This window comes from Haliovirga abyssi, assembly GCF_030295325.1.
Taxonomy (GTDB): Bacteria; Fusobacteriota; Fusobacteriia; order Fusobacteriales; family Haliovirgaceae; genus Haliovirga; species Haliovirga abyssi.
Window position 1 is genome coordinate 521,310 of the sequence record NZ_AP027059.1, and the last position, 19,464, is coordinate 540,773.

The 19,464-nt window shown below is 31.6% G+C and carries 10 protein-coding genes, 1 tRNA gene and 3 rRNA genes; 13 read left to right on the forward strand and 1 reads right to left on the reverse strand.

Annotation, left to right across the window (positions count from 1 at the left end; genetic code table 11):
- Positions 1-141 precede the first annotated feature (141 nt).
- The 3 genes from RDY08_RS02300 to RDY08_RS02310 all read left to right on the forward strand — a co-directional run bounded on the left by RDY08_RS02300 (position 142) and on the right by RDY08_RS02310 (position 5,350).
- Positions 142-1,416: a glucose-1-phosphate adenylyltransferase gene (locus tag RDY08_RS02300; RefSeq protein ID WP_307904813.1), complete on the forward strand. Its 1,275-nt coding sequence runs from the start codon at positions 142-144 to the stop codon at positions 1,414-1,416.
- 114 nt (positions 1,417-1,530) lie between these two features.
- On the forward strand, positions 1,531-2,946 hold the full coding sequence (glgA, locus tag RDY08_RS02305) for a glycogen synthase GlgA (RefSeq protein WP_307904814.1): 1,416 nt from the start codon (positions 1,531-1,533) through the stop codon (positions 2,944-2,946).
- A gap of 106 nt (positions 2,947-3,052) precedes the next feature.
- Positions 3,053-5,350 (forward strand): methyl-accepting chemotaxis protein, encoded by a 2,298-nt coding sequence (locus tag RDY08_RS02310; RefSeq protein ID WP_307904815.1) that lies wholly within the window; start codon positions 3,053-3,055, stop codon positions 5,348-5,350.
- Between the two features lie 234 nt (positions 5,351-5,584).
- On the opposite strand, the gene RDY08_RS02315 is transcribed toward RDY08_RS02310, so the two are convergent.
- Entirely contained in the window at positions 5,585-6,994 is a 1,410-nt protein-coding gene (locus RDY08_RS02315) for a dihydrolipoyl dehydrogenase family protein (RefSeq protein WP_307904816.1), read from the reverse strand.
- A gap of 646 nt (positions 6,995-7,640) precedes the next feature.
- On the opposite strand from RDY08_RS02315, the gene RDY08_RS02320 reads away from it, so the two are divergent.
- The 10 genes from RDY08_RS02320 (at position 7,641) to RDY08_RS02365 (ending at position 19,415) form a co-directional block, all read left to right on the forward strand.
- Positions 7,641-9,159: ribosomal RNA gene (locus RDY08_RS02320) — 16S ribosomal RNA — on the forward strand.
- 106 nt (positions 9,160-9,265) lie between these two features.
- Positions 9,266-12,204: ribosomal RNA gene (locus RDY08_RS02325) — 23S ribosomal RNA — on the forward strand.
- 139 nt (positions 12,205-12,343) lie between these two features.
- Positions 12,344-12,461, forward strand: a 5S ribosomal RNA gene (gene rrf, locus RDY08_RS02330).
- Together the 16S, 23S and 5S rRNA genes with 1 tRNA gene alongside form the textbook arrangement of a ribosomal RNA operon.
- 21 nt (positions 12,462-12,482) lie before the next feature.
- Positions 12,483-12,558: transfer RNA gene (locus RDY08_RS02335), tRNA-Asn, on the forward strand.
- A 190-nt stretch (positions 12,559-12,748) separates the two neighbouring features.
- On the forward strand, positions 12,749-13,597 hold the full coding sequence (gene panC / locus RDY08_RS02340; RefSeq protein ID WP_307904817.1) for a pantoate--beta-alanine ligase: 849 nt from the start codon (positions 12,749-12,751) through the stop codon (positions 13,595-13,597).
- A gap of 17 nt (positions 13,598-13,614) precedes the next feature.
- Complete coding sequence (gene ptsP, locus RDY08_RS02345) at positions 13,615-15,354, forward strand: phosphoenolpyruvate--protein phosphotransferase (protein WP_307904818.1); 1,740 nt, start codon at positions 13,615-13,617, stop codon at positions 15,352-15,354.
- Position 15,355: 1 nt separating this feature from the next.
- Complete coding sequence (locus RDY08_RS02350; protein WP_307904819.1) at positions 15,356-15,625, forward strand: HPr family phosphocarrier protein; 270 nt, start codon at positions 15,356-15,358, stop codon at positions 15,623-15,625.
- Between the two features lie 11 nt (positions 15,626-15,636).
- Positions 15,637-16,971 carry an RNA polymerase factor sigma-54 gene (rpoN, locus tag RDY08_RS02355; RefSeq protein WP_307904820.1) on the forward strand — a complete coding sequence of 445 codons (1,335 nt, stop codon included), beginning with the start codon at positions 15,637-15,639 and terminating at the stop codon, positions 16,969-16,971.
- A 3-nt stretch (positions 16,972-16,974) separates the two neighbouring features.
- Positions 16,975-17,829 (forward strand): 4-hydroxy-3-methylbut-2-enyl diphosphate reductase, encoded by an 855-nt coding sequence (gene ispH, locus RDY08_RS02360; RefSeq protein ID WP_307904821.1) that lies wholly within the window; start codon positions 16,975-16,977, stop codon positions 17,827-17,829.
- A complete protein-coding gene (locus RDY08_RS02365) occupies positions 17,826-19,415 on the forward strand; it encodes a S1 RNA-binding domain-containing protein (protein WP_307904822.1) in 1,590 nt (529 codons plus the stop codon). Before ispH ends, RDY08_RS02365 begins: the two co-directional genes overlap by 4 nt.
- The last annotated feature ends 49 nt before the right edge of the window (positions 19,416-19,464 follow it).

The window sequence follows — 19,464 nt, forward strand, 5'->3', positions numbered from 1 at the left end:
AAGATAATATTTTCAAAGGCAATACATTTGATGTATTGCCTTTAAAAATTTAAGAAAATTAAAAAAAATATTGAAAAAGAGTTTCCTGTGTAGTATAATTGGATTAACACACTACAGAAATAGAACAGGAGGGGTAATTTTATGGAGATGTTAGGAATTATTTTAGCAGGTGGAAGAGGTTCAAGACTTGATATTTTATCATATCATAGAGCGAAACCGGGGGTACCTTTTGCAGGGAAATTTAGAATTATTGATTTTGCATTAAGTAATTGTGTTAATTCAGGCATTTATGATATTGCAATTTTAACTCAATATTTACCATTGTCTTTAAATGAACATATTGGAATGGGAAATCCGTGGGATTTAGACAGGAAAAATGCAGGAGTAACATTATTACAGCCATATACAGGATTAAGTAAAAAAGGTTGGTATATGGGAACTGCAGATGCAGTATTACAAAATCTTCGTTATCTTAAAAGAAAAAATCCAAAGTATACTTTGATATTATCAGGAGATCATGTTTATAAAATGGATTATAAAAAAATGTTGGATTTTCATAAAAAAAATGGTGCTTCTCTTACAATAGCTTCTCAAAGAGTTCCAATGGAAGATGCTCATAGATTTGGACTGTTGGAATATAATGATAATATGAAAATAGAAGCGTTCAAAGAAAAGCCAGAGAATCCTACTACTAATTTGGCTTCTATGGGGATATATATATTTAATACAGATGTATTAATAAAAAAATTAGAAGAGAATAGAGATATTCCAGAATTGGACTTTGGAAAACATATAATACCTGGAATGATAAATGAAGATGAAGTATATGCATATGAATTTGAAGGATATTGGCAAGATGTAGGGACTTATGATTCTTATTGGGAAGCGAATTTGGCATTAACAGAATCATATGAAAAGATAGAATTAGATATGTATGATAAGGATTGGCTTATACAAACTAGAAGTGAAGAGAAACCTGGAGTAAAATTTGGAATTAATACTAAAGCTGTACAAAGTATAATCTGTAATGGATGTATAATTACAGGAGAAGTAGAAAAAAGTGTATTAGGACCAGGAGTAGTTGTAGAGCCAGGAGCAGTAGTAAAAAATTCAATAATATTTAATGATACAGTTATAAAAAAAGGCGCAATAATAGATAGAGCGATAATAGATAAAGAAGTTGTGATTGGTGAAAATTGTAAAATAGGTTATGGTGACGATATGACACCAAATGAAGAAAAACCAAAATTATTAAGTAGTGGATTAACTGTAATAGCAAAAGGAGTAAAAGTTCCATCTAATACAATAATAGGTAGAAACTGTAGGATATTTTCAAAAGTTAAAGAAGAGGCTTTTTCTTCAGGAAATATTAAAAGTGGAACTACAATAGAACCGTTAGAAAAAACAGAAGATTAGAAAATTACGCAGCTTAAAAGAGCTGCGTTTTTTTGAAAAAAAATTGATTTCTTGTAAATGACAAGGTATAATTTGCATTAGAAGAGGTTAAAGAATTGAAAATGGAGGGATTTTATGAAAATTTTATATGTTGCATCAGAAGTAGTGCCATTTATAAAAACAGGTGGATTAGCAGATGTAGCGGGAGCATTACCAAAAGCATTAAAAAAATTAGGGAATGATGTAAGAGTTATATTGCCATTATATAAACAAATTAATGAAGATTATAAAAAAGATATGAAAGTGGTAGCAGAGTTTAATATGGAATTTGGAGGAAAACAAGAAAAAACTATAATAAAAAAAATTGATAACTATGATTTTCCAGTTTACTTTTTAGAAAATAGTTACTTTTTTGAAAGAGAAAATTTATATGAAAATGATGATAGAGATATACAGTTTTCTTATTTTTCGAAAGTAGTATTGGAAATATTAGATAAAATAGATTTTATTCCTAATGTTATTCATGCGAATGATTGGCAAACTGGATTAATAAGTTTAATTTTGAAAAAAGAATATCCACAATATAAAGAGATTAAAACAGTATATACAATACATAATTTGAGGTATCAAGGTTTTTTTGAAAATAATATTAGTGATTATTTTAATTATGAAGAAATAAAAGATAAAAAATATTTGAATTTTATGAAACTCGGAATATTAAATTCTGATATATTAAATACAGTTAGTAAAACATATGCTAAAGAAATTCAAACAGATTATTTTGGAGAAGGGTTAAATAATATACTGAAAAGCAGAGCAAAGGATTTATATGGAATTGTAAATGGGATTGATATGGATTATTTTAATCCAGCAACGGATAAAACAATATTTAAAAATTATGATAGTAAAAGTATAAATGACAAATATGAAAATAAACTAGGTATGCAAAAAGAAGTTGGATTAAAAGAAGACAAAAATACTCCTATTATAGGTTTAGTATCGAGATTAGTTCCAGAAAAAGGATTGGATTTAATAGTTCATGTTTTTGATGAAATTTTAAAAGATGATGTTCAATTTATAGTTTTAGGTTCTGGAATGGATAAATATGAGGATTATTTTTTAGATTTACAAGAGAAATATCCAGATAAAGTTAGAGTAAAAATAGGATATGATGCGAATTTTGCAAATAAAATTTATGCATGTAGTGATATGTTTCTTATGCCTTCGTTGTTTGAACCATGCGGACTTAGTCAATTAATAAGTTTAAGATATGGAACATTGCCAATAGTAAGAGAAACGGGTGGATTAAATGACACAGTGTTATCTTATAATGAAGATACGGATGAGGGAAATGGATTTAGTTTTACAAATATAAACGCTCACGATATGATGTATACAATAAAAAGAGCAATAGATTTTTATAAAAACAGAAAAGATATATGGAACAAATTACTGTTAAGAGCAATGGAAGGAGATTATAGCTGGGAAAATTCTGCAAGTGAATATATGAAGCTATATGAAAAGTTAATACTAGAGAATAATAAAAATTAATAAGTGATTTATTTGAAAAACCAGAACGTTTCTATTTATTTTAGCAAACAACTTTAAATAGTTTATTTTTTCTAGAAAAACAATGTAATAATAGGAGGTATGAATTATGGAGAAAAATATTAAATTGGAAAAATTAAAAAAAAGTAAAAAAGCAAAGAAGAAAGTAAAAAAAGTAAAAAAAGAGAATAGGCTTAGAGACAAAATGGCAACAAAATTTATTCTATTTTTATCATTGATAATTATAGTTGTAATGGCAACTATGAGTGTATCAATAACAGGTATATTTAATAATTTTGCAAAAAATACAATAGAAGGGCAGTTAATGGATAAAATATTAGATGAAGCAAAATCAACATATCTTGCAAATGAAGAAGGTAGAAAAGGTTTATATACAAAACTAATGAATAATAAGAGGAATAATTTAGAATCATTAAATTCTCTTGTAAAAGGAACAATAAATAATTATGTGGAAGAGGAAAAAAATGGTATTTTAACTCACGAAGAAGCAATTAATAGAACGAAAGAAATAATTAGAAATATGAGATATGGAAAAAATGGATATTATTTTATTTATGATACAAATGGAACAAGAATTCTTTTACCAACGGCACCAGAAACTGAGGGTAAAAATTATATTGATTTGAAAGATAAAAAAGGAAAATTTTTAATTAAAGAAATAATAGAAAAAACAACCCAAGGGGATAAAATAGGAAAAAGTGGAGTTGTAGAATATTATTGGAATAAACCTAAATTTCCAACTGCGCAATTTAAAAAATTAAGTGTATGTTTTTATATTCCAGAATGGAATTGGGTAGTAGGTACAGGGATATATTTAGATGATGTAAATGATGAGTTAAATAGATACCAACATGAAAATTTTAACAAATTAAGAACTTTAATGTTAGCAAAGCCATTTTATGGAAAAAATAATTATCCAATGGTAATAACAGAAAATGGAAATATATTAGTAACAAAAAAAGAAACATTATTAAATACTTATATTGAAAAAGATGGAAAAACAGGTGTTCCAATTTTAGATTTAATGAAAAAACAAGATAGTGGAGTAATTAGGTATTTTTATGGAAAAGAAGGATATAAAATATTAAAATATGAAAAAATAGGTGATAAATATTTTATGGTTTCAGTTCCTGAACAAGAACTTTTTGCACAAAGTAAAGCAATGGTTAAAAGTATGATAATAATAACAATTATTGTAATCATATCTATAATTTTTATAGTTGGAGTATATTTTAAATTCATGATAGAAAATAGAGTTGCTAAAATTTTGGAAAAAGTCCAAATGGCTTATAAAGGGGATTTGACAACTAGAGTTAATATTAAAGGAAAAGATGAAGTTGGGCGTATAGGGAAAGTTGTAGATGATTTTATAGTAACGATGGAAAAAATAATTATAAATGTAAAAGAATTATCAAAAGTTGTTTATTTTGATAATAAAAAAATAACAGGTGAATTTAATGAGATAGTGGTAGGTAGTGATAATAACAAAGAGGATTCATTGGAAGGAATGGAAGAAATGCTTTTAAAAACATTAGATAATGTTAGAGAGCAAACTGCTGCGACAGAACAAAGTTTAGCGTCATTAGAAGAAATATCAGCTACAACAGAATCTGTAATGGAAAAAGCTAAAGATACAATAAATATATCAAAAGAAACAGTTGATGAGACTCGAATAGGTAAAGAAAATATAAATTTATTGACAAATGAAATGGAAAAAATCCAAGTAAGCTTTTTAGATTTAGAAGGAAAAACTGTAGAGCTAGTTGATTTTTCTAATAATATAGAAAGTATATTAAGTGCTATAAGTGGAGTTGCAGATCAAACTAATCTGTTAGCATTAAACGCAGCAATAGAAGCAGCAAGAGCTGGCGAAGCAGGAAAAGGATTTGCAGTTGTGGCAAGTGAAATAAGAAAATTAGCTGAAGTAACGGGAAAAGAAGCTGAAAAAATAGCGGATATTACAGTTAAAATAAAAGATAAAGTTAAAGATACACAAAATGCGGCTAATAACTCGGTTGAAATGGTAAAATATGGTGTTGATTATGCAGAAAATGTGGAAAAAGTTGTAGAAAATATATTTGAAAAAGCAAATGGTACTAATGAAAAAGTGGCAGAAATTGTAACTTCAATGGAAGAACAAGCTTTAGCAAGTAATGAAATAATGAAAGCAGTTCAAAATATAACAGATAATTCTGCTGGAATAGAGAGTTTTTCTAGTGATACTTATGAAATAGCTAAAAAATCAGTGGAAAAGATAAAATCGGAATTAATTACAATAGAAAAGTTAAAAGATATGTCAAAAAGATTGTATGATGATACGGAGAAAATAAAAACAGACAAAATTTCTGATATAAATGAAAGCAAGGGAATAAAAACAAAAAGTTAGTGATTCTTGAAAAATAATGTTATCATGTTTGTTCTTAATAGGAAAGTAAAAAAATTGTCCAGAAATTAATAAAGCGTAGCTTATTTTTTAAATAAAAAAGCTAAAAACATTACTTGTTTTATAAACGAATGTGTAAGTGCTTTTTAACTCATTCCTTATAGAGAGAAAGAAATACCCCATCTAAAATTTATTGATTGTTTAGATGGGGTATTTTTAGCAATTTTTTTAAATATCTTATATAAAAAACTTAATAACTTTTTGTAAAAATGTAGAATTCATTTTTTCCATCATCCAATCTTCAGCAACCATTTTATTCAGCATAGAAATAGTTGGAAATGAATGTTGTGTCATTAAAATATCAAACATTGTAAGATTTTTTTGGATAGCTAAAATCCACTCATGTATCATTTCGCTAGCTGCTTCTCCAATAATGGTAACTCCATAAATCTTTCCTTTTTTATTTGTTATAACTTTTATAAACCCATCTGGTTGACCATCTGCAACAGTTCTACCATAAGAAGAAAAATCTTTTTTTATAACAATATATTTTAAGTTTTTGTTTTTAGCTGCTTTTTCTGTAAGTCCAACTTGAGCTACTTCAGGTTTTGTAAATACAGACCAAGGTACAAAATATTTACTTCTTTTAAATTTAAGTGGTAAAGGGTTAATAGCATTCATAAGAGCTAACATTCCTTGATGCATAGCAGCGTGAGATAATAGAGCGTATCCATTACAATCTCCAATAGCGTAGATATTTTTGATGTTAGTTCTCATATATTCATCTATTAAAATTCCTTTTCTATTGTATTTTATACCGGCATTTTCAAGTTTTAGTTCTTCTAATACAGGTTTTCTACCAGTTGCAATAAGAATTTTTTCAGCTTCAAATACTCCATTGCTGGTATGAGTATAAATAATATTATCTTTAACTTCTATTTTTTCTATTTTAGTACTGTTATAAACTCCTATATTTTCTTTTTTGAATTTTTTTTCTAAAAGAATTCCGGCATCTTTATCTCCTGCAGGAAGTAAATGTTCATCCATTTGTATAAGATTTATTTTGCTTCCAAGTCTTGAAAAAGCTTGAGCCATTTCTGTTCCAATAGCTCCACCACCAATTATTGTTAGTGTAGCTGGAATATTTTCTTGTTCGAAAATATTTAAATTAGTAAGCATATTTTGTTCGGTTAAAGTTTCTACTCCTGGAATAGGTGGTATAAATGGTTCAGTTCCTGTTCCTATAAATATTTTTTTGGCAGAATATTCTTTTCCATTTACTTTAATGGTGTTTTTATTAACAAATTCAGCAGAACCTTCATTTAATAATAAGGTTACTTTCTCAAAAGCTTTCATCATTTTTTTTCCGTTAATTCTACCTACTTTTTCTCTAACAATTCCTAAAGTTTCTTTTGTATCTGTAAAAACTTTTGCGTTAATGCCATACTTTTTTAAATTTTGTGCTATTTGGTTAGCCTCTCCCGCTTTCAAAAGTGCCTTACTTGGAATACATCCACAATTTAAACATTCTCCGCCAACTTTTCTTTTTTCTACTGCTAAAATATCAAGTCCCATAGCAGCCCCCATAGCAGATACAGCCATCCCGGCTGGCCCCATACCAATTACAATTGCATCAAATTTTTTCATATTACGCCTCCTTAAAAAGTATATAAATTAAATATTTATATTTATAATTAAACAAAAAAGAATAACTGCTTTATCTTTTTTAATCTAAACATTTTATTATTATAATGTTTAGATATTATACATCTTTTTACTTATAATGTCAATAATTGTAAAATTGATGATAAGAGATTTGCTTCTAAAATAGAACGTTATTATAAATAAAAAAAGTTATTCAAAGTAGCTTAAATAATGTATAGTTATATATATAAATTTAGCGTTATGAAAAAAATATAATTTATAGTAAGATAAAGGATTTTGAATTGTATTTAAAAAATGTTTATTTTTATTTCTGATAATATAGTGTTTTAATCTTTAGTATAAAATATAGATATTTATAGTAACATAACTTAAAAAATATTTATTTTTGGAATCGGAAATGTGAAGAATGGTATAAAATTATATTATAGAAATAAATTATATATTAAAATATATATTGATTTTAAAGGAGTTAAGGCACAAATATAAAAAATGCAAAAAAAGTATTTGACAAAATGAGACAAGTGTGGTAATATTAATCTCGTCCTCGAGAGAGGGCAAAGGACATTGAAAACTTAATAGAGAGAAGTAAAGCAAACCAAGAAAAAGACAAAAAGGTGTAAAAAAATATAGATTGAAGAGTTTGATCCTGGCTCAGGATGAACGCTGGCGGAATGCTTAACACATGCAAGTCTACCACAAAGGCTCTTCGGAGCTGAGTAAGGTGGCGGACGGGTGAGTAACGCGTGAATAACCTGCCCATTAGAGGGGGATAACTTCTGGAAACGGGAGCTAAAACCGCATAATCTTATTGATAGGCATCTATTGATAAGTAAATGCTATATGCGCTAATGGAGGGGTTCGCGTCCTATTAGCTAGTTGGTGAGGTAATGGCTCACCAAGGCGACGATAGGTAGCCGGCCTGAGAGGGTGAACGGCCACAAGGGAACTGAGACACGGTCCTTACTCCTACGGGAGGCAGCAGTGGGGAATATTGGACAATGGGCGAGAGCCTGATCCAGCAATTCCGCGTGAATGATGAAGGCCTTCGGGTTGTAAAGTTCTTTCAGCAGGGAAGAAGCAAGTGACGGTACCTGCAGAAGAAGCCACGGCTAATTACGTGCCAGCAGCCGCGGTAAGACGTAAGTGGCAAGCGTTATCCGGAATCACTGGGCGTAAAGGGCATCTAGGCGGCCTATAAAGTCAGAGGTGAAAATTCATGGCTCAACCATGTCCTTGCCTTTGAAACTAATAAGCTAGAGTACGGGAGAGGAGGGCGGAACTACAAGTGTAGCGGTGGAATGCGTAGATATTTGTAGGAATGCCGATGACGAAGGTAGCTCTCTGGACCGATACTGACGCTGAAGTGCGAAAGCTAGGGGAGCAAACAGGATTAGATACCCTGGTAGTCCTAGCTGTAAACGATGGATACTGGGTGTGGGGGGTCGAACCTCTGTGCCGAAGCTAACGCGATAAGTATCCCGCCTGGGGAGTACGTTCGCAAGAATGAAACTCAAAGGAATTGACGGGGACCCGCACAAGTGGTGGAGCATGTGGTTTAATTCGACGCAACGCGAGGAACCTTACCAGGTCTTGACATCGTGAGAATTCTGTAGAGATATGGAAGTGCCTCTTTGAGGAACTCATAGACAGGTGGTGCATGGCTGTCGTCAGCTCGTGCCGTGAGGTGTTGGGTTAAGTCCCGCAACGAGCGCAACCCCTATTGTTAGTTACCATCATTAAGTTGGGGACTCTAGCAAGACAGCCTACGACGAGTAGGAGGAAGGTGGGGATGACGTCAAGTCATCATGCCCCTTATGACCTGGGCTACACACGTGCTACAATGGGATGTACAGAGGGCAGCGAAAGGGCGACCTGAAGCGAAACTCAGAAAGCATTTCGTAGTTCGGATTGCAGTCTGCAACTCGACTGCATGAAGTTGGAATCACTAGTAATCGCGAATCAGCAATGTCGCGGTGAATACGTTCTCGGGTCTTGTACACACCGCCCGTCACACCACGAGAGTTTGTTGCACCTGAAGTAGCTGGCCTAACCCGTAAGGGAGGGAGGTTCCTAAGGTGTGGTGAGCGATTGGGGTGAAGTCGTAACAAGGTAGCCGTACCGGAAGGTGTGGCTGGATCACCTCCTTTCTAAGGAGTATAATAGCTTCTCTCTATTAAGCAAGTCTTTTAGAAATAAAAGGACATTGGGAATTGTATAGTAGTAATAATAAGCAGAAGAAAAGAAGAAAAATAAGGTTAAGATATTAAGGGCACACGGTGGATGCCTAGGTAATAAGAGCCGAAGAAGGACGTGGTAAGCTGCGAAAAGGTAGGAGGAGCTGCAAACGAGCGTTGATCCCTATATATCCGAATGGGCAAACCTATACATTTGAAGGATGTATACGAAAGAGGTAAGTGGGTGAACTGAAACATCTAAGTAACCCGAGGAAAAGAAAGTAAAAACGATTTCCTAAGTAGCGGCGAGCGAACGGGAAAGAGCCTAAACCAATATAGTGTTAAAGGATGCAGCCGTTGCTGTATTGGGGTAGCGGGACCGAATCCGAGAGAACTGCAAGGTATCTATTTATGGATGTGTATAAAGTCGAATAGTTTGGGAAAGCTAACCGAAGATGGTGAGAGTCCAGTAGATGAACTGTATGCATAAGTAAAGAATCGGCACCCAAGTAGCACCGAACACGAGAAATTTGGTGTGAATCAGCGTGGACCAGATCACGTAAGGCTAAATACTCTTATTAACCGATAGTGAATAGTACCGTGAGGGAAAGGTGAAAAGGACCCTTGTTAAGGGAGTGAAATAGAACCTGAAACCGTGTGCTTACAAGCGGTCGGAGCATTTTTAGGAATGTGACGGCGTGCCTTTTGGAGAATGATCCTGCGAGTTACCGTTAGTGGCGAGGTTAAGGAAACGGAGCCGAAGGGAAACCGAGTCTGAATAGGGCGACGAGTCGCTAGCGGTAGACGCGAAACTTGGTGATCTATGCCTGTCCAGGTTGAAGCTGTGGTAAGACACAGTGGAGGACCGAACCCACCGTCGTTGAAAAGCCGGGGGATGAGGTAGGTATAGGGGTGAAAAGCCAATCGAACCAAGAGATAGCTCGTTCTCTCCGAAATGCATTTAGGTGCAGCCTTAATTAGTAATCTGCGGAGGTAGAGCACTGATTGTCGTAGGGGGCGTATAGCTTACTGAACACATTCAAACTCCGAATGCCGTAGATGATAGATTAGGAGTGAGACTATGGGTAATAAGATTCATAGTCGAGAGGGAAACAGCCCAGACCACCAGCTAAGGTCCCAAAGTAATATCTAAGTGGGAAAGGATGTGTCGATTCAGAAACAACCAGGAGGTTGGCTCAGAAGCAGCCATTCCTTTAAAGAGTGCGTAATAGCTCACTGGTCGAGAGTCGATGCGCCGACAATGTAACGGGGCTAAGATATTCACCGAAGCTGTGGAACATGCGTAAGTATGTTGGTAGGAGAGCGTTCTGTAGGCCGGCGAAGGAGAACTGATAAGGTTTTCTGGAGGTATCAGAAGTGAGAATGCAGGAATGAGTAGCGAGAAGGTAGGTGAGAATCCTACCCGCCGAAAGCTCAAGGTTTCCAGGGGAAGGCTCGTCCTCCCTGGGTAAGTCGGGTCCTAAGTTGAGGCTAAGAAGCGTAGGCGAAAGGAAAACAGGTTAATATTCCTGTACCGCTAATAACTGATAGTGATGGAGGGACACAGAAGGGTATAATAGCTTACTGACGGAATAGTAAGTATAAGCATGTAGGATGTCTGTATAGGAAAATCCGTATGGATAGATCTGAGGTGTGATGAGGAGTTCCATTAGGAACGAAGTATTAAATCCCATGCTGTCGAGAAAAGCTTCTAAACTAGTTGTTAGCGCCCGTACTGCAAACCGACACAGGTGAGCGGGGTGAGAAACCCAAGGCGCGCAGGCGAACCATCGTTAAGGAACTCTGCAAAATGGCCCCGTAACTTCGGGAGAAGGGGTGCCTAAAGTATGTGAAATTCTAAGCGGATGGAGCAGAAATAGGCCGCAGTGAAAAGGTCCGGGCAACTGTTTACCAAAAACACAGGTCTATGCTAAGCTGGAAGGCGACGTATATGGGCTGACACCTGCCCAGTGCCGGAAGGTTAAGAGGAGGAGTGAGAGCTCCGAATTGAAGCCCCGGTGAACGGCGGCCGTAACTATAACGGTCCTAAGGTAGCGAAATTCCTTGTCGGGTAAGTTCCGACCTGCACGAAAGGTGTAATGATCCGGACGCTGTCTTGACGGTGGGCCTGGTGAAGTTGTATTACCGGTGAAGATACCGGTTACCCGCAGCAGGACGGAAAGACCCCATGGAGCTTTACTATAGCTTGGTATTGGGTTTTGGTATTATATGTATAGGATAGTTGGGAGACATTGATTATATGACGTCAGTTGTATATGAGTCGTTGTTGGAATACCAACCATGTGATATTGAGATTCTAATCTGTCGTGTGTAACGATGGAGACAGTGCTAGGTGGGTAGTTTGACTGGGGCGGTCGCCTCCTAAAAGGTAACGGAGGCGCCCAAAGGTTCCCTCAGGCTGTATGGAAAGCAGCCAAAGAGTGTAAAGGCATAAGGGAGCTTGACTGTGAGACAGACATGTCGAGCAGGGTCGAAAGACGGGCTTAGTGATCCGGTGGTTCTGAATGGAAAGGCCATCGCTCAACGGATAAAAGCTACCCTGGGGATAACAGGCTAATTCTGCCCGAGAGTCCATATCGACGGCAGAGTTTGGCACCTCGATGTCGGCTCATCGCATCCTGGGGCTGGAGAAGGTCCCAAGGGTTGGGCTGTTCGCCCATTAAAGCGGTACGTGAGCTGGGTTCAAAACGTCGTGAGACAGTTTGGTCCCTATCCGCTGCGGGCGCAGGAATATTGAAGAGAGCTGTCCTTAGTACGAGAGGACCGGGATGGACAAACCGCTGATGTACCAGTTGTTACGCCAGTAGCATAGCTGGGTAGTTACGTTTGGACAGGATAAACGCTGAAAGCATCTAAGCGTGAAGCCCCCTTTAAGATAAGTATTCCTATAGCGTATGCTAGTAAGGCACCTTCGAGACTAGGAGGTCGATAGGTTAGGGGTGTAAGTGTAGTGATACATTTAGCTGACTAATACTAATCAGCCGAGGTCTTAACCTTTAAATAGTTTCTTTGATTAAAACTGCTTGTAATATTACTATACAATTTTGAATCTCTTTTTAAAAAAAGAATATTAAAGAACTGTTTAAAGAATAACGTAAGTTTATTTTTAAACGTTCATAAACCAATTATTATTTAGCTTGGTGGGTATAGCTAAAGGGGTACACCCAGTTTACATTTCGAACCTGGTAGTTAAGCCTTTATGCGCCGAAAGTACTTGACTGGTAGCGGTCTGGGAGGATAGGTCCCTGCCAAGCTTTAATTTATACATACTGGTTTCCCTGATAGCTCAGTTGGTAGAGCAGGTGGCTGTTAACCACCTTGTCACTGGTTCGAATCCGGTTCAGGGAGCCATTTTTTTATTTAATGTGGAAAGAAGAAGCAATATTGATAAAATAGAGAAATATTTATAACTTATGAAATGAAGCCTAGCTTCTTTTTTTTATTTTACTTGATTTTTATTAAAAAATAAATTATAATTAAGTTAATTTAAATAAATTTGAAATATTTGAAATTTTGATTATAGTTTATTTTGGAGGATTATATGGAAATTCTAAAAGAAATAAATGTGGTAAAAGAGGTTATAAAAAAAATTAAATCGAATAATCAAAGTATAGGATTTGTTCCTACTATGGGGTATTTACATGAAGGACATTTATCTTTGTTAAAGAAAGCAAAGGAAAAATCAGATGTCCTATTTTTGAGTATATTTGTAAATCCAATCCAATTTGGACCAAATGAAGATTTAGATAAGTATCCAAGAGATTTGGAAAGAGATGTTGAGTTGGCAAAAAAAGCTGGAGTTGACTATATATTTTTCCCAAATGAATTAAAAATGTATCCACCTGGATATAGCACTTATGTAATGGTAGAAAAGTTTACGGAAGGTTTATGTGGTGCAAAACGCTTAGGGCATTTTAAAGGAGTAAGTACAATTGTATTGAAATTATTTAATATTATTAGGCCTGATATAGCTGTTTTTGGAAAAAAAGATGCTCAACAATTAAGAGTTATTGAAAAAATGGTAGAAGATTTAAATCTAGATATTGAAATTTTGGGTGGAGAGATTGTAAGAGAAAAAGATGGATTAGCATTAAGTTCTAGAAATAAATATTTGACTTTAGAAGAAAGAAAAGAAGCTGTAGTTTTGAATAAATCTTTAGAATTAGCAGAGTTATTAATTTATAAAGGTGAAAAAAATAGCAATGTTATAATTGAAAAAGTAGAAGAATTTATAAATAGTAATTCTAATTTTGGAAAAATTGATTATGTTGAAATTGTAGATTATAAAAACTTTGAAAAAATATCAGAATTGAGTGGAGAAATTTTAATAGCAATAGCAGTATATATTGGAAATACGAGACTAATCGATAATAGAATCTTAAATCTATAAGTAAAGAAGGTATTTTTATGATAAAATTAAAAGGAAATTCAATCTTTGAAGGTGTTATAATAGCTAAAGCGAGAATGATAAAAAGAGAAATTAAAGAAATAAAAATACATTCTATCTCTTCTGAAGAGATAGAATATGAAATTATTAGATTTGAGACTGCATTAGATAATGTAAAAAACGATTTGAAGCATTTAATAGATTCGTTAAATGGAAAAGTAAAAAAAGCAGATTTAAAAATATTAAACGCACATAAAATGATGCTAGAAGATCCAGTATTTTTATCAGATATTACAACAAAAATAAGAATAGAGAAGATTAATGCAGAAAAAGTTATAGACTTAGTTGTAAAGAAATATGCTGGAATGTTTAGAAGTTTAAGTGATGCTACATATAGGCAAAGAGCGATAGATGTAGAAGATGTTGGGGAAAAATTAATATTAGCATTGCAGGGAGAGAAAAAAAATTATAAATATTTAAATAATAAAATCCTTATTACAAAAGATTTAAAACCTTCAGATATTTTAAGATATCATAATGAAGGAATTAAAATATTAGGGATTGTTACAGAAATAGCAGGAGAAACTTCTCATTCTGCTATTTTAGCAAAAACATTAGGGATACCAACTCTAATGGAAGTTAAAAATTTAGATAGTTATAATTGGGAAAAATATGGAGATGTAATTTTAGATACAAGGGGAACTAGTGAACATCTGTTAATAAATCCAGATACAGAAATAAAGAAATGGTATATAAAAGAGTTAGAAGAATTAAAATTGAAAAACGAATTATTAAAAAAACTTATAGGAAAACCTGCTAAAACTAAAGATAATAAAAGGATATTTCTTAATGCAAATATAGGTGGAGTAGCAGAAATTGAGGAGATAAATAAATATAAACCTGATGGGGTTGGATTGTTAAGAACAGAGTTTTTATATATGGATTCTAATGATTTTCCAACAGAAGATGAACAATTCGAAATATATAAAAAAATTAGTGAAGAGTTAGGAAAAGATAAATATCTTACAGTTAGAACTTTGGATATTGGGGCAGACAAAAAACTAAAATATTTTACTATACCAGAAGAAGAAAACCCAGCTTTAGGATTACGTGCTATACGTATTTCTTTGAAATATAAAGATATTTTTAAAACACAGCTAAAAGCTATACTAAGAGCATCGAATTATGGAAATATAAAAATAATGTATCCTATGATAGCAAGTTTAGACGAGATTTTAGCTGCTAATACTATATTAGAAGAAGCAAAATTAGAACTTAGAAATGCGAAGATTGGATTTGATGATAATATTAAAGTTGGAATTATGATTGAGATACCATCCATTGCTATTTTAGCAGATTTCATAGTAAATGAAGTAGATTTTTTTAGTGTTGGAACTAATGACTTGACACAATATTTACTAGCAGCAGATAGATTAAGTCATGAAGTTGCAAATGTATATACAAATTATCATCCAGCAGTTCTCAGGATAATAAATTCTGTAGCAGAAATTGCAATAAAAAATGGAAAAAAAATTAGTATTTGTGGTGAAATGGGTGGAGAATCTATGGGAGTTTTGGCATTTTTAAGTTTTGGAATAACAGAATTTAGTATGCTACCATCTTTAATTCCCAAAGTTAAAATGCTTATACAAAATATAGATGAAAAAGCTTTAAAAGGATTAAAAGAAAAGTTGCTATCTTCAATGACTACAGAAGAAATTAAAAGAAATTTAAATGATTATATTTTAGGAGTGATGTAAATTGAAAAAAATAGAAGTGAAAATAAGAAACAAAGCTGGATTACATGCAAGACCATCAGCTCTTTTTGTTCAAACTGCAAATGAGTATTTATCAGATGTAATGATAAAAAGTGGAACTGAAGAAGTAAATGGGAAAAGTATTATGGGGCTAATGCTTTTAGCAGCTGAAAAAGGAAGAAAAATAGAGATAACTGCAGATGGAGAAGATGAAGAAAAAGTTTTAGAAGCTTTAAAAAAATTAGTAGAAGAGGATAAATTTGGGGAAGAATAGAGGGGTTAAAAATGAAACTTTTACAAACTCAAAAATTAGAGCAAAAATTAATGATGACTCAGGATATGAGGTTATCATTAGAAATATTGCAAATGTCTGTATTAGAAATAGAAGAGCTCATTTCTAATGAAGAGCAGGAAAATCCACTTATAGAAGTTGAAAATGTAGAAGAATTAGACATTGATGCAGAAAATTCTGATAATGAGTTTGAAATAGAAGAATTATATAGAGATGATGATAAATATGAAGAGATAAAACATTCAAATGAACGTGATAAAATTAATATTATAGAAAAGACGTATAGTTTGGAAGAAACAGTTATGGATAAATATTATAGTGAAATTCAATCTATTTCAAATGAAGAAATAAAAAAAAATGGATACTATATTCTAGAAAATTTAGATGATAAAGGTTATTATAGAAGTAAAATTAATGATGAAATAGATGTAATAAGAAAAAAAATTATGCATATAGACGATTTTGGAATTGGGGCAAAAAATTTCGAAGAATTTTTAATTTTTCAAATTGAAAATGATTTTAAATTTGAGAATAGTGAGTTATTAAAAGAGATGATTGAAAGAAATTTTCAAGAAATTTTCAGAAAAAAGTATAAAGAATTAAAAAAAATATATAATATTGAAGATTTAATTTTAGAAAAAATTTATAAAGAACTAGAAAAATATAGACCATACCCAACTTTTGGATTATTTTGGAATAATAGCAATGAAAATATAATTATTCCTGAAGTTGTCGTAGAAAAAGAAAATGGAGTATATGAAGTATATTTAAAAGATAAAATGTTTCCAGATATAAAATTAAATAATGAGTATTATAAAGAATTGAGTAAGGATAAATCAGCTATACAATTTTTAAAAGAAAAGGCAATGAAAGTCAGAAATTTAAAAAGAAGTATTGAACAAAGAAATTTTACTTTATATAGAGTTTCGAAAGCTATTGTAGATAATCAAGAAATATTTTTTGAAAAAGGGATGAAATATTTAAAACCAATGACATTATCTGAAATAGGGAATGAATTAAATTTACATGAGTCAACTATTAGTAGAGTTGTAAATAATAAGTATATGAGTACTCCTAGAGGTGTATTTGAGTTAAAGTTCTTTTTCTCTGGAAAAGTAAAAACTGAAAATAGAGAGGATGTTTCTATTATTGGTGTTCAAGAAAGAATAAAAGAGATATTAGAATTTGAAGATAAAAAGAAACCTTTTAATGATGGTGAAATAAGCCAAGTGTTAAGTCAAGAAGGGATAAATGTTTCTTCTAGAACTGTAAAAAATTATAGGGAAAATTTGGGGATTTTACCTGGATATTTAAGGAAGGGGCTTTGAATTTTGAAAATAGTATATGCAGATAAGTTAGGATTTTGTTTTGGAGTGAATGAAGCATTAACAAAAATAGATACAGTTATAGAAAAAGAAAAAGGTAAAAATATATTTATGCTTGGAATGATTGTGCACAATAAAACAGTAATTGATGATTTGTTAGAAAAAGGGATAAAAATTATAAATAACAATAATAATATAGAAAATTTAAATTCAAATGATATTGTGATAATAAGAGCACATGGAGTTTCGAAAGAAATATATAAGCTTTTAGATGAAAAACGAGTTAAATATTATGATGCTACTTGTATTTTTGTTAAACGTTCTAGAGAAATACTTGTAAAAAAAGAAAAAGAGGGATATCAAATTATTTTTATAGGAGATAGAGATCATCCAGAAGTAAAAGGAATAGTTAGTTTTGGGAAAAATGTAATAATATATAAAGATTTTGAAGATATGAAAAATAATATAAAAGAACTTAATAAAAAATATTTTATAATAGCTCAAACAACATTAAATAAAAATATGTATTTAGATATTATTGAATACAGAAAAAAATATTTGTTAAATTCAGAAATTGCAGACACAGTATGTGGAGCAACTTATGAGAGACAAAAAGCAGTAGAAAAGTTAGCTAAAATAGTAGATATAGTTATTATAGTAGGAGGACATAATAGTTCTAATACAAAAAAATTATATAATGTTTCAAAAAATATCAACAAAAGTAGTTATCATATAGAGAGAATAGAAGAAATAAAAAAAGAATGGTTTGAAAATTGTGAAACTGTAGGAATTACAGCAGGAGCATCTACACCTGAAAAAGTTATAAAACAAGTTGAAAAATATATAAAGGAGGCAATATGATGGAAAACGTGGAAAATTTTGAAGAGCTATTAGAACAATATTTACCAAATATTGAAAATGGAGAGGTTGTAAAAGGTCATATTTTAAGAAAAGATACTGACTATGGGTATATGGATATAGGGGCAAAAGGAGAAGCTAAAGTAAGAGTTAATGAAATAAATAATTTTGAAATTGGAGAAGATATTGAAGTGGTTGTTACAAGCAAATCAGAAGATAGAGATGGATATTTAAAAGTATCTAGATTGGCATATGATTTGGAAAAAAATTGGGCAATAATTAATGAAAAATTTGAAAGTAAAGAGGTTTTAGAAGGAGTAGTTACTAAAAAAGTAAATGGTGGATATATTGTTGATATATTTAAATATAAAACATTTTTACCTGGATCTTTGTCTTTATTTAAAGACAGCGAAGAAGTTTTAAACAAAAAAATAAATGTAATTATTAAAGATGTGAAAGATGGAAAAAGAAAAAAAATTATAGTATCAAGAAAAGAGGCAGAAAATAGAAAAATAGAAGAAGAGATGAAAAGCGTTAATATAGGAGACATAGTAAAAGGAAATGTGAAAGAAATTTTAGATTTTGGAATAATTGTAAAAATAGGGAATTTAAGTGGACTTGTTCATTTTTCAGAAATTTCTTGGAAAAAAGGGATGAAATTTAAAGAAAAATATTCAGTAGGGGATGAAATAGAAGTAAAAATAATAGATATAAATAGATCAAAAAAGAATTTGAAATTATCAATAAAACAATTGACAACTGATCCTTGGGAGAATATAGAAGAAAAATATCCTGTAGGAAAAGAGGTAGAAGGAACAGTTGAAAATATAGAAAAATATGGAGCTTTTATAGAAGTTGAAGAAGGAATAGAAGGATTATTGCATATTAGTGATTTAAGTTGGGGGAAAAAATTAGGGAATATAGAGAAATTCATAAAAATAGGTGATAAAGTAACTGTAAAAATTATAGAATTAGATAAAGAAAATAAGAAAATAAAATTAGGATTAAAGCAATTAACAGAAGATCCTTGGAAAAGTGCAGGTGAAAAATATACAATAGGAAAAGTTGTAGATTCAAAAATTGAGAGTATTCAAAACTATGGATTATTTGTGAAATTAGAAGAAGGAGTAGATGCTTTTGTTCATATTGCAGATATAGCATGGTTAAATCCATCTGTTAAAGGATATAATAAAGGAGATATGGTAAAAGTAAAAATATTAGAATTTAATGAAGCTGATAAAAGAATAAAAGCAGGAATTAAACAATTAGAAGTAAATCCTTGGGATGAAATCTTTGAAAAATATAAAGTTGGAGACAGAGTAAAAAGAAAAATAAAAGAAATAAGTAAATTTGGATTATTTGTAGAAATCGAATCTGGTATTGATGGGATGATTCATATATCACAAGCATCAAAAGATTTTATAAAAAACCTAGAAGAAAATTATAAAATCGGTGATGAAGTTGAAGCTGAAATAATAGATTTAGATAAAGAAAATAAAAAAATAAAATTATCTATAAAAAAATTAGAATTAAAAAGAGTAAAAGAAGAAGAAAAAGAGATGATTGAAAAATATGGAACTACAGAGTAAGGGTTTTTTCCCTTACTCGCTTTTTTATGTGATAAAATATGAATTTAAT